Raw genomic sequence first — 11,534 nt, forward strand, 5'->3', positions numbered from 1 at the left:
CGCCGGCACACCCCTGTTCGGGCCCACCGGCCCCCGCCACCGCGCCTGAGACGCCACATGCGCTTCCCATGTGGCATCAGATGCCACATGGGAAGCGCACGTGGGTGGCTCGCCGACTCCCCCACAGAATCCGGCGAGCCGGGGGATCAGACCTGGGCGAGCTCGGGCTGCGGAGCGACCTCGACCTCGGCCTTGGGCTTGCGCAGGCCGCTGATCGACACGGTGGCGATCAGGCCGAGCAGGGCCACGCCGGTCACCACGGCCAGGGCCGGGTGGTAGCTGGCGATGACCTCGGCGGTGGTCCGCGGCGTGGCGGCGTTGAGCACCGCGGTCACCACGGCCAGCGCGATGGCCCCGCCGACCTGGAAGGACGTCTGCACGAGGCCGGCGGCCAGGCCCTGCTCGTCGTCGGAGACGCCGGTGGTCGCCTGCATGTTCAGCGCCGGGAAGGACAGCGCGAAGCCGAGGCCGAGCAGGATCATGCTGGGCAGGATGGCGATCGCGTAGTTCGGGTTGGCGTCGATCTGCAGGAACAGCCCGTACGCCACCACGAAGGCGGCCAGCCCGACCGCGATGACCCGGCCGTTGCCGAAGCGGTTGACCAGGGCGCCGGTGCGGGGCCCGCCGAAGGCGACGATCAGGCCGGCCGGCAGGAACGCGAGCGCCATGCTCAGCGGCGACCAGTGCAGCAGCGACTGCATGTAGATGGTGCCGATGAACTGGAAGCCGGCGTAGGAGCCGAACACGGCCATCGCGGTCAGGTCGGCCGCCAGCACGTTCTTGTTCCGCAGGATGCCCAGGCGCAGCAGCGGGTGCGCGACCCGGCTCTCGATCACCACGAAGGCGACCACCAGGGCGATCACCACCGCGAACGAGCCGAGCGTGAGCGGCGAGGCCCAGCCGATCTCGGAGGCCGACACGACCGTGTAGACGAGCAGCAGCAGCGCGAGCGTGCTGGTCGCGGCGCCCAGCACGTCGTAGCCCTGGCGCGGGCCGTCGGGACGGCCGTGGTTGGGGATGAGCTTGATGCCCAGCAGCAGCACCAGCACGGCGATGGGGGCCGGCATCAGGAAGGTCCAGCGCCAGCCGACCTCGGTCATCAGGCCGCCGAGGATCAGGCCGGAGGAGAAGCCGCTGGCCCCGAACGCCGTGTAGATGGACAGGGCCCGGTTGCGGGCGGGGCCCTCGGGGAACGTGGTGGTGATGATCGACAGGCCGGCCGGGGCGGTGAACGCGGCGGCGGCGCCCTTGATGAAGCGGGCGGCGATCAGCAGCGTCGGGTCGTCGACGAGGCCGCCGAGCAGCGAGGCGCCGGCGAACACGCCCAGCGCGATCAGCAGCACGCGGCGGCGGCCGAGCAGGTCGGCGGTGCGCCCGCCCAGCAGCAGGAAGCCGCCGTAGCCGAGCACGTAGCCGCTGATCACCCACTGCAGCGACGAGGTGGACATGTGCAGCTCGGAGCCGATCGAGGGCAGCGCGACGCCGACCATGGAGACGTCGAGGCCGTCCAGGAAGAGCACGCCGCACAGCAGCATCAGCGCCGCCCACAGGCTGGCGGGCCAGCGCACGCCGGGCTGGGCGGACAGGACGGGTGTTGCGGGTGTGGTCACGTCGAGCAACACTACATGCAGCTGCATCTAATGCAAGGGGATTTAATGCGTTGGAATTTTATGACGGTGGGGACTAAGATGCGGGACGTGACCGAGAACGAGCTCGTCAGCACCTGGCGCGACCTGCTTGGGCGCTACCACGCCACGTGGTGCACGCTCGATCGCGAGCTGCGCGAGGGGCACGGCCTGGGGGCCAGCGAGTTCGAGGTGCTCGACCAGCTCGCCGAGAGCTGCTGCGACAAGCCGTCCGTGCGCATGCAGGAACTCGGCAAGAGCGTCCAGCTCAGCCAGAGCGCCCTGTCCCGGGTCGTCGCCCGCCTTGAGGCCGACGGTCTGGTCACCCGAGCCCTGTGCGCCGACGACCGCCGCGGCATCTACGTCGAGTTGACGGAGAACGGTCGCGCCCGGCATGCCGCCGCGGCCCCCACGCATCGCTCGGTGCTGGCCGCCAAACTGAGCTGAGCCTGTCCGAATTTCACCCTTTTGGTGACCCCGCTCACAGTGAATGTCAGCTGATGGTGGCTTGTTCGCGGTAAGCGGACAATGGGAATCTGCCTGTCAGAACCCACGTTGTGCCATGCGTCAGGGCGCTCGCGGGGTCTGCGGCTGCGAGCGGCACTGAGAGCAACGGGTCCGCCTACTACAGTGGACCCCAGGTGCTGACCCCACCGGCGAGGTCATGGGTGGGTGGAGGACCGCCGACGCAGCTGTCAGGGAGTGCATATGTTCGAGAGGTTCACCGACCGCGCGAGGCGGGTGGTCGTCCTGGCTCAAGAAGAGGCCAGGATGCTCAACCACAACTACATCGGCACCGAGCACATCCTCCTGGGTCTGATCCACGAGGGTGAGGGTGTCGCCGCCAAGGCGCTGGAGTCGCTGGGCATCGCCCTCGAGGGCGTTCGCCAGCAGGTGGAAGAGATCATCGGTCAGGGTCAGCAGGCGCCGAGCGGGCACATCCCGTTCACGCCCCGGGCCAAGAAGGTGCTCGAGCTGTCGCTGCGCGAAGCGCTGCAGCTGGGCCACAACTACATCGGCACCGAGCACATCCTGCTCGGACTGATCCGCGAGGGCGAGGGCGTGGCCGCCCAGGTCCTGGTCAAGCTGGGCGCGGATCTCAACCGCGTCCGCCAGCAGGTGCTTCAGCTGCTGTCCGGCTACCAGGGCAAGGAGCCGGCCGAGGCCGGCGGCCGCGGCGAGGGCACTCCGTCCTCCTCGCTCGTGCTGGACCAGTTCGGCCGCAATCTCACCGCGCTTGCCCGCGAGGGCAAGGTGGACCCGGTCATCGGCCGGGCCAAGGAGATCGAGCGGGTCATGCAGGTGCTCTCGCGCCGGACCAAGAACAACCCGGTGCTCATCGGCGAGCCGGGCGTCGGCAAGACCGCCGTCGTCGAGGGCCTTGCCCAGATGATCGTCAAGGGCGAAGTGCCCGAGACGCTCAAGGACAAGCAGCTCTACACCCTCGACCTGGGCTCGCTGGTCGCCGGTTCCCGCTACCGCGGTGACTTCGAGGAGCGCCTCAAGAAGGTGCTCAAGGAGATCCGCACCCGCGGCGACATCATCCTGTTCATCGACGAGATCCACACCCTGGTCGGCGCCGGCGCCGCCGAGGGTGCGATCGACGCCGCCAGCATCCTCAAGCCGATGCTGGCCCGCGGCGAGCTCCAGACCATCGGCGCGACCACCCTCGACGAGTACCGCAAGTACGTCGAGAAGGACCCGGCCCTGGAGCGCCGGTTCCAGCCGATCCAGGTCGGCGAGCCGACGCTGGAGCAGACCATCGAGATCCTCAAGGGTCTGCGCGACCGGTACGAGGCGCACCACCGCGTCTCGATCACCGACTCGGCGCTGGTGGCCGCGGCCACGCTGGCCGACCGGTACATCAACGACCGGTTCCTGCCGGACAAGGCGATCGACCTGATCGACGAGGCCGGCGCCCGGATGCGCATCCGCCGCATGACCGCGCCGCCGGACCTGCGCGAGTTCGACGAGAAGATCGCCGACGTGCGCCGGGACAAGGAGTCCGCGATCGACGCGCAGGACTTCGAGCGGGCCGCGAAGCTGCGTGACCAGGAGAAGCAGCTGCTCGCCCAGAAGGCCGAGCGCGAGAAGCAGTGGAAGGACGGCGACCTCGACGTCGTCGCCGAGGTCGACGACGAGCAGATCGCGGAGGTGCTGGCCAACTGGACCGGCATCCCCGTCTTCAAGCTCACCGAGGAGGAGACCACCCGTCTGCTCCGCATGGAGGACGAGGTCCACAAGCGGATCATCGGCCAGGAGGAGGCCGTCAAGGCCGTCTCCAAGGCGATCCGCCGGACGCGCGCCGGTCTGAAGGACCCCAAGCGCCCCTCGGGCTCGTTCATCTTCGCCGGCCCGTCCGGTGTCGGTAAGACCGAGCTGTCCAAGGCGCTGGCCAACTTCCTGTTCGGCGACGACGACGCGCTCATCCAGATCGACATGGGCGAGTTCCACGACCGGTACACCGCGTCCCGACTGTTCGGTGCGCCTCCCGGCTACGTGGGCTACGAGGAGGGCGGCCAGCTCACCGAGAAGGTGCGCCGGAAGCCGTTCTCGGTGGTGCTGTTCGACGAGATCGAGAAGGCGCACCAGGAGGTGTACAACACGCTGCTCCAGGTGCTGGAGGACGGCCGCCTGACCGACGGTCAGGGCCGCACGGTGGACTTCAAGAACACCGTGATCATCTTCACCTCCAACCTGGGCACGCAGGACATCTCCAAGGCCGTCGGGCTGGGCTTCTCCGGCGGTGGTGTCGAGGGCTCGAACTACGAGCGGATGAAGATCAAGGTCAACGACGAGCTGAAGAAGCATTTCCGCCCGGAGTTCCTCAACCGCATCGACGACATCATCGTGTTCCACCAGCTGACCCAGGACGAGATCATCAAGATGGTCGACCTGATGGCCACGCGCGTCGAGGCCCAGCTGAAGAACAAGGACATGTCGCTGGAGCTGACCCCGCTGGCCAAGGCTCTGCTGGCCAAGCGCGGCTTCGACCCGGTGCTGGGCGCGCGGCCGCTGCGTCGCACGATCCAGCGCGAGATCGAGGACCAGCTGTCGGAGAAGATCTTGTTCGGGGAGCTGCAGCCCGGCCAGATCATCCTCTGCGACGTGGAGGGCTGGGACGGCACCGGCTCCGACGACAAGGCGCACTTCGTGTTCCGCGGCGAGACCCGTCCGCTGCGGATCCCGGACGCCCCGCCGGTCGGCCTGGCCGCCCACGGTGGCGACGCCGTGCAGGAGTTCGACGGCGAGTGACGCAGCGCTGCTGAGTCAAGGCTGAAGACAAAGGGCGGTTTCCCGGGTTCGCCGGGGAACCGCCCTTTGTCGTGTTCAATGGATGGTGTGGCCAGCAGCGTGCGAACCCGTGCACCCCGCCGGGCGCCCGCCTACCTGGACGAAGGTCGGCGCCGGGTCGGCGGTGCGCCGCTGACCTTCCTGCTCTGCCTGCTCACCGCGGCTGTGATCGCCATGGTCGCGCTGCGGTTGCTCGGCATCGACGGCGACCACGTCATGGTGGTGCTGCTGGCCGGCACCCCGTTCGCGGCCGGCGGCGGGGCGCTGCTGGTGGTGTTCTCCATGCTGTTCCGGCGCTGGGCCGTCGCCGCGGTGGCGCTGGCCTTCACCGCCTGTCTGGTCGCCGCCATCGCTCCTCGGTCCTTCACCGCACCCCGGTCGCTCGGCGCCGGGCCCACCGTGCGGGTGCTCAGCGTGGACCTGGCCCAGGGCCGGGCCAATGCCGCCAGCGTCGTCGCCCTGATCCGGGACCAGCACGTCGACGTCGTGGCGTTCCAGGAGCTCACCCCGTCGTCGGCGACCGCCCTCAACGCCGCCGGCCTCTCCGCCGAGCTGCCGTCCCAGCTGTTCGCCCCCGGTGACGGCCCCACCGGCTCCGGCCTCGCCTCCCGGTACCCGCTGCAATCCGTCACCATCGACCCGCCGACCACGTTTCCCCAGGTCAGCGCCCGGGTGTCGCTGCCGCAGCAGCGGACCGTCCAGATCGAGTCCGTGCACGTGCGGCCGCCGACCGACGACAACACCACCGACACGTGGAAACGGGAGCTCGACGCCCTGCCCGACCCCGTCGACGGCACCCCGCCGATGGTCCTGGCCGGCGACTTCAACGCCACCGTCGACCACGCCGGGCTGCGATCCGCCCTGGTCAGCGGCTACACCGACGCCGCATCCCAGGTCGGCCAGGGCCTGCAGCCCACCTGGCCCACCGACGGCAGCCTGCCGCCCCTGCTGCCCATCGACCACGTCCTGGTCGACAAGCGCTGCCCCGTCGACTCCTTCGCCACCTTCGCCGTGCCCGGCGGCGACCACAAGGCCGTGCTGACCCAGTTCGTCGTGACGATAAACCGTTGATCTTGGCCCGGGCCGTGCCAAGCTATCGCCCATGAGGGGGAGGGTTTCTCTTGTTGTGCTGCTCGCGCTGGCCTTGGCCGGCTGCAGCGGCACCGATCAGTCCACCACGCCGGCCGCCAAGCCGGGCGACTTCGTCCTGCACGCGCACGCGGTGCAGGTCGGCAACGCCGAGGGCAAGCCGTCGGCCTATGACGGCATCAGCATTCTGGTGCCGCTCGGGCAGTGCGCCATCGGGATCGGCGTCTACGACACGGGCAACGGCACGGCCGGCGCCCACTGGACCGGCGGCACCGACTGCACGTCGTTCAAGGTGCCCGCGCCGAGCGGTGGTCTGACCGCGACCGCGGCCGTGGCCATGGCCGACGGGTCGGTGGTCGGCGGCACCAACGCGCTCCGACGCTTGAGCCCGGAGGGAACCGTCACCACGTTGGCCGACCTGACCCCGCGGCCCGATCGGATCAACGCGATCGTGCGGTCCGGGGATCGGCTGGTGATCGGTGGCGGGCAGCTGGGCGAGGACAAGTCGACTCCGCTCATGTGGACGTCCGACGACGGCGGCAAGTCCGTGACCCCGGTGCAGCTTCCCCAGGTCAACGGCATCGTCGGCCCGATGGCGGCCAACGGCGACACGGTCGTGGCGATCGAGCAGTTGGCCAAGGACGGCCCGCTCGGCAGTTGGCGCTCGGCCGACGGCGGCCGGACCTGGCAGCTGGCCGAGATCAACACCGGCCCGGCCGGCCCGATCATCACCAACCTGCTGCGGACCGCGCACGGCTGGCTGATCGTCGGCACCGGCGAGGACGAGCACAACCCGGCCGGGCGGCCGTTTCTGGCCAGCAGCTCGGACGGCGCCGCCTGGCAGGTGGTCGACACGTCGAAGCTCGACGCGGGCCAGGTCGTCGACGCCACCGTGACGAAGTCGGACGACGTGGTGATCATCGGCAGCGCGCCGACCAGCGACAGCAAGTCCGGCTGCAGCGCGGCCTGGGTGGGACCGGTCGGCTCGATGCACCGCGTCGACCTCGGCTGTGACGACGTGGCCAAGGCGACCACCACCCTGGCCGACGGTCGGGTGATCATCGTCGGTGCGTCCTCGGTGTGGGTCCGGGCCTGATTCGCGTCGATCTCCAGTCGGGTCCTGCCATGCTGTCGGCATGAGGGGGAAGCTCACCGTTGTCGTGCTGCTCGCGCTGGCCCTGGCCGGCTGCGGCCGTCCCGCGCCGGCCGGACCGTCGGACCCGGCGCTCGGTTTTGTCCGGCACGACAACGCCGTGTCCGCGCCGACCACGGACGGCGGCTACGCCCGGCCCGGCGCGGGCATCCAGCACCTGCTGACGGTCGACCAGTGCGCCGTCGGAGTCGGCGTGTTCGAGAACGGCTACCGCGACGTCGGCGCGAACTGGCTCGGCGACACCGACTGCACCCGGTTCTCGCTGCCCGTGAACAAGCCGCCCACGGCCGGCGATCGGCTGCCCAGCCAGGGTGGCTGGGACGGTTCGGGCCTGGCCGCGCACGGCGCGGTGGCCCTGAACGACGGGTCGGTCATCGGCGTGGACAGCTCCGTGCAGCGCCTCGCGCCGGACGGCAGCGTGACCACGCTGGCCGACCTGCACCTGCCCTGGCACAAGCCTTCCGACGAGACCGGCGACAGCGGCCGAGCCAACTCCGTGGTGCAGTCCGGCGATCGGCTGGTGATCGGCGGCGGGCAGACGGTCGGTGGCCACAGCGCCGCGTTGATGTGGACCTCGACCGATGGCGGCCACACCCTGGCCCCGGTCGACCTGCCCCAGGCCGAGGGCAACTACGTCGGCCCGATGGCCTCCAGCGACAACACGATCGTCGCGTCAGCGTCCGCCGCCGGCGGCGGACGGCTCACCACTTGGCGCTCCACCGACGGCGGCCAGAGCTGGCAGCAGCACGAGATCCCGGGCGTCCCTGGCACCACAAGCATCACCAAGGTGCTGCGCACCGAGCACGGTTGGCTGATCGTCGGCAGCGACGAGAACCGGCCGTTCCTGGCCAACAGCCCGGACGGCGTGGCCTGGACCAAGGCCGACACCGCCGCGCTGGGCAGCGGCATGATCCTCGACGCCACCGGCGGCAAGGACGAGGACATCGTGCTGGTCGGTGCCAGCGGCAGGTGCGGCGTGGTGTGGACGACGAGCACCGGCGGCTCGTGGCAGCGCGGCGACCTCGGCTGCGACGACGCGCCGCAGGCCGTGACCACGCTGGCCGACGGGCGGGTGATCGCGGTGGGGGTGAAGGACGTGTGGGTCAGGGCTTGAGGGTGCCCGGCCAGAGGTACTGGTCGGCGGGCTGAGTGGTGCCGCGGAACCAGGCGTCGAAGAAGCCCTTCAGGTCCTTGCCGCTGATCAGCTGCACGTACGACTCGAACTGGGGCCAGGTGGCGTTGCCGTCCCGGTGCAACGCCGGCCAGGTCTTGAGGACCTGGAAGAAGGCGTCGTCGCCGATGGTGCGGCGCAGGGCGTGCAGGGCCATCGGGCCCTTGCTGTAGACCGCGCCGAACTCGTTGCCGACGCCCATGTCGTAGAGCTTGCCGGCGAAGATCTGCGGGCCCTTCTGCACCGCCTTGCGGTACGTGTCGTCCAGGTTCGCGCCCTCCTTGGCCTCCGACCACAGCCATTGCGCGTAGCTGGCCAGGCACTCGTTGAGGCAGACGTCCTTCCACTGCTGCACCGACACCGAGTCGCCCCACCACTGGTGGGCGTTCTCGTGCACGATCGTGCTCAGGTCGGTCCACTTGGCGTAGATGGGCCGGGTCTGCGTCTCCAGCGAGAAACTGATCTTGTCGGCGAGGAAGATGCCGCCGGCCGCATCCTGCGGGTACTTGCCGAACGTGGACGACAGGAAATCCAGGATCTCCGGCAGCCGGGCCTCAAGGGGCTTCTTGTCGTCCGTGCCCGGGGCGAACGCCGACACCACCGGCGTGCCGTCGGCCAGCTTGCCGGTGGCCATCGTCCAGTGGTCGATGGCCACCGTGGTCAGGTATGAGGCGATCGGATCCAGCTCGTCCCAGCGGTAGGTGGTCCAGCCGCCGCCGGACTCGTTGCGGCCGGGCACGCCGTTGGAGATCACGCTCCAGCCGTCCGGGACCCTGGCCGCCAGGTGGAAGGACGCCTTGTCGGTCGGGGTGTCGTTGACCGGGTACCAGGTGGCCGCCGAGTGCGGCTCGCCCGCCGCGAACGCGCCGCCGGTGCTGGAGATCTGCCAGCCCTCCGAGCCCAGCTTCTTCGACTTCACCGGGTTCGGCTCGCCGCCGTACTGCACCTCGACCGTGAAGGTGTTGCCCTCGGAGATGGCCTCCGCCGGCCTGACCACCAGCTTGTCGGCGGCCCGCTCGGTCTCCGCGGCCTGGCCGTCCACCGTCACCGTGCGGACGTCGAGGCCGACCAGGTCGAGGCTGAACTCGCTGAGCGGCTGCTTGGCCTTGGCCGTGATCGTGGTGTCGCCGTCCAGGTGGTGCGACTTCGGGTCGTACGTGATGGCCACGACGTAGTTCGACGCGTTGTAGCCGCCGTTGCCGCTGGTCGGGTAGTACGGGTCGCCCGCCGTCCTGGCCCCGGCCGTGCCCTCGACGCCGTTGCCCGCCGCCTTCATCGTCGGGGTGCAGGCCGCGCACAACGCAGCGATCGCCAGCATCGCCGCCATTTTTCGAACCCGCATGCCGATGTGTGTACCAGGTGGTATGAGTGCTCCGTGTTCGATGTCGTCGAGTTCGGTGGCTCCGGCCCCGGCATTGTGCTGCTGCACGGGCTGATGGGCCGGGCAACCACCTGGTGGCCGGCGGCGCAGTGGCTGGTCCGCTACGGGCGGGTGGTCGGACTCGATGCGCGGGGACACGGTCGTAATACGCATCGCGGCGGCGTTTGGCGCACCGAGGACTTCGCTTCCGACGCCGCTGCCGTGATCCGTGATCTCGACCTGGGACCCGCCGCCGTCATCGGCCACTCCATGGGCGGCCTACACGCCCTCGTCCTCGCTGCTCTGGAGCCGAATTTGGTCCGCGGCGTCGTAGTCGAGGACTTCGCCCCCGACCAGCGCGGCCGCACCGTCGACTCTTGGCGGGCCGAGTTCTCCAGTTGGCCCACGCCGTTCCAGTCCCTGGCCCACGTCCGGTCGTTCTTCGGCCCCGTCGGCGACTACTTCGTCGAGTGCTTCGAGGAGCGGGCCGACGGCTACCACCTCATCGCCGATCTCGACGACCTCTACTCCATCGCCGCCGAATGGGGCCGCCGCGACTACTGGCCCTTCGTCTCTCGCGTCCAGGCTCCGCTGCTCGTCATCGAGGCCGAGCACACCTTCATGCCGGCCGGGCAGCAAGCGGCCATGGCCGCCCGCGTTCCCGATGGCCGCCACATCCTGGTCGAAGGCGCCGGCCACCTCGTCCAGCTCAGCGCTCCTGACGTCTACCGCGGCGCCGTGGAGGCCTTCCTGTCGGGCCTGCTCGACGGCTGAGCCACCCGCCTCCTCCGGCGGCACCGCATGCAGGGAAGGACGCCTTACCCTCGCTCAACGCGGGTAAGGCGTCCTTCCCTGCATGAAGCTGTGGTTACCTCACGAACAGCACGTCGACCTCGCCCGTGACGGTGTCGGTGATGCCGACCTCGTCGACCTTGGCGCGGATGGGCTCGACCGGGTGCAGCGCCGCGATGCCGGCGGCCAGGGTCGCGGTGTCGATCTCCTGAGCCAGGGCGCAGTGCGGCACCCATGAGCCCGGCAGGTAGTAGGCCGAGGGGTTCTTGACCTTCTTCGCCAGCACGTCGTGCACCGCGGAGTGGACCGCCAGCAGTTCGTTGTCGACCACCGCGGTGAGCACGAGGTTGTTCTCCGTGGTGGGGAAGGTGCCCAGGGTGTACAGCCAGATGCTGGGCAGCGCCAGCAGGTTCAGCTCGACGGTGAGGTCCGCTCGGGTCTGCCGGGTGAAGGCGCCGCCCAGGGCGAAGGTGACGTGCGGCCGGTGCCGGCGGTGGCTGCGGGTGGCCAGGCTCGGCACGCCGGCCCGCTCCAGCCGCTGCCACAGCCCTCGAACTCCTGTGTCGGCCTCGCCGTCGAAGAAGAACTCCAGGGCCTGTGCCATGGAGTCCATCCAACACTGCTCAGCTGGGGCGAACCCCCACGGCGTCACGGATCTGGTTGCCCAGCTCGGCCACCGTCCGCGCGCAGTGTGCGCAGCAGTAGAACCGGCCGTCCACCTCGACGCCATGGCCCACGATCCGGCAGTTGCACCGCTCGCACCTCGGCGCCAGCTTCTCCATCGCGCACTCGAACGAGTCGAACCAGTGGCTCTCGCCGCTCACCGTCCGGATCTCGAACGCCATCCAGTAGTCGTTGCCGCAGACATCGCAGGTCGCCATGGCGACAGGGTGAGGGGTCGCATCGAACCCGGCAACCGGAGCGCCAACCGCTACCGGGACAGCCCCCAACCCAACGGCGGTTTCTAGCGGTCGTTGCAACACTGCTGCTAGCCGGTGCTGGTGAGCAGTCGTGTCACGCGTTCGGCCGGGCTGTCCCATCCCAACGTCA

At 69.8% G+C, this 11,534-nt stretch carries 10 protein-coding genes; 6 read left to right on the forward strand and 4 right to left on the reverse strand.

Going from position 1 to position 11,534, the window contains the following annotated elements; genetic code table 11:
* Positions 1-146: 146 nt before the first annotated feature.
* Positions 147-1,535, reverse strand: a complete 1,389-nt coding sequence (locus AB0M73_RS48805; protein ID WP_363906909.1) for an MFS transporter — start codon at positions 1,533-1,535, stop codon at positions 147-149.
* A gap of 153 nt (positions 1,536-1,688) precedes the next feature.
* Here AB0M73_RS48805 and AB0M73_RS48810 point away from each other — a divergent pair, with 153 nt between their 5' ends.
* The 5 genes from AB0M73_RS48810 to AB0M73_RS48830 all read left to right on the forward strand — a co-directional run bounded on the left by AB0M73_RS48810 (position 1,689) and on the right by AB0M73_RS48830 (position 8,275).
* Positions 1,689-2,072 carry a MarR family transcriptional regulator gene (locus AB0M73_RS48810; protein ID WP_043719919.1) on the forward strand — a complete coding sequence of 128 codons (384 nt, stop codon included), beginning with the start codon at positions 1,689-1,691 and terminating at the stop codon, positions 2,070-2,072.
* A gap of 261 nt (positions 2,073-2,333) precedes the next feature.
* Positions 2,334-4,880 carry an ATP-dependent Clp protease ATP-binding subunit gene (locus AB0M73_RS48815; protein ID WP_043719918.1) on the forward strand — a complete coding sequence of 849 codons (2,547 nt, stop codon included), beginning with the start codon at positions 2,334-2,336 and terminating at the stop codon, positions 4,878-4,880.
* Between the two features lie 99 nt (positions 4,881-4,979).
* Entirely contained in the window at positions 4,980-5,990 is a 1,011-nt protein-coding gene (locus AB0M73_RS48820) for an endonuclease/exonuclease/phosphatase family protein (RefSeq protein ID WP_363906898.1), read from the forward strand.
* Positions 5,991-6,021: 31 nt separating this feature from the next.
* Complete coding sequence (locus tag AB0M73_RS48825) at positions 6,022-7,104, forward strand: hypothetical protein (RefSeq protein WP_363906899.1); 1,083 nt, start codon at positions 6,022-6,024, stop codon at positions 7,102-7,104.
* 40 nt (positions 7,105-7,144) lie between these two features.
* The gene (locus AB0M73_RS48830; protein WP_363906901.1) at positions 7,145-8,275 is read left to right on the forward strand and encodes a hypothetical protein; all 1,131 of its coding nucleotides are present in this window, start codon (positions 7,145-7,147) and stop codon (positions 8,273-8,275) included.
* Here the strand turns inward: AB0M73_RS48830 and AB0M73_RS48835 are convergent.
* A complete protein-coding gene (locus AB0M73_RS48835) occupies positions 8,265-9,674 on the reverse strand; it encodes a M1 family metallopeptidase (RefSeq protein WP_363906903.1) in 1,410 nt (469 codons plus the stop codon). The genes AB0M73_RS48830 and AB0M73_RS48835 overlap by 11 nt on opposite strands.
* A gap of 33 nt (positions 9,675-9,707) precedes the next feature.
* Between AB0M73_RS48835 and AB0M73_RS48840 the strand changes: the two genes are divergently transcribed.
* Positions 9,708-10,466, forward strand: coding sequence for an alpha/beta hydrolase (locus AB0M73_RS48840; protein ID WP_363906905.1), 759 nt, complete (start codon positions 9,708-9,710; stop codon positions 10,464-10,466).
* A 94-nt stretch (positions 10,467-10,560) separates the two neighbouring features.
* Here AB0M73_RS48840 and AB0M73_RS48845 read toward each other — a convergent pair whose 3' ends face one another.
* A complete protein-coding gene (locus AB0M73_RS48845; RefSeq protein ID WP_363906907.1) occupies positions 10,561-11,097 on the reverse strand; it encodes a 2'-5' RNA ligase family protein in 537 nt (178 codons plus the stop codon).
* Positions 11,098-11,107: 10 nt separating this feature from the next.
* Positions 11,108-11,365 (reverse strand): hypothetical protein, encoded by a 258-nt coding sequence (locus AB0M73_RS48850; protein ID WP_043719905.1) that lies wholly within the window; start codon positions 11,363-11,365, stop codon positions 11,108-11,110.
* Positions 11,366-11,534 lie beyond the last annotated feature (169 nt).

It is taken from the genome of Kutzneria sp. NPDC051319 (genome assembly GCF_040682195.1).
In the GTDB taxonomy this organism is placed as follows: Bacteria; Actinomycetota; Actinomycetes; order Mycobacteriales; family Pseudonocardiaceae; genus Kutzneria.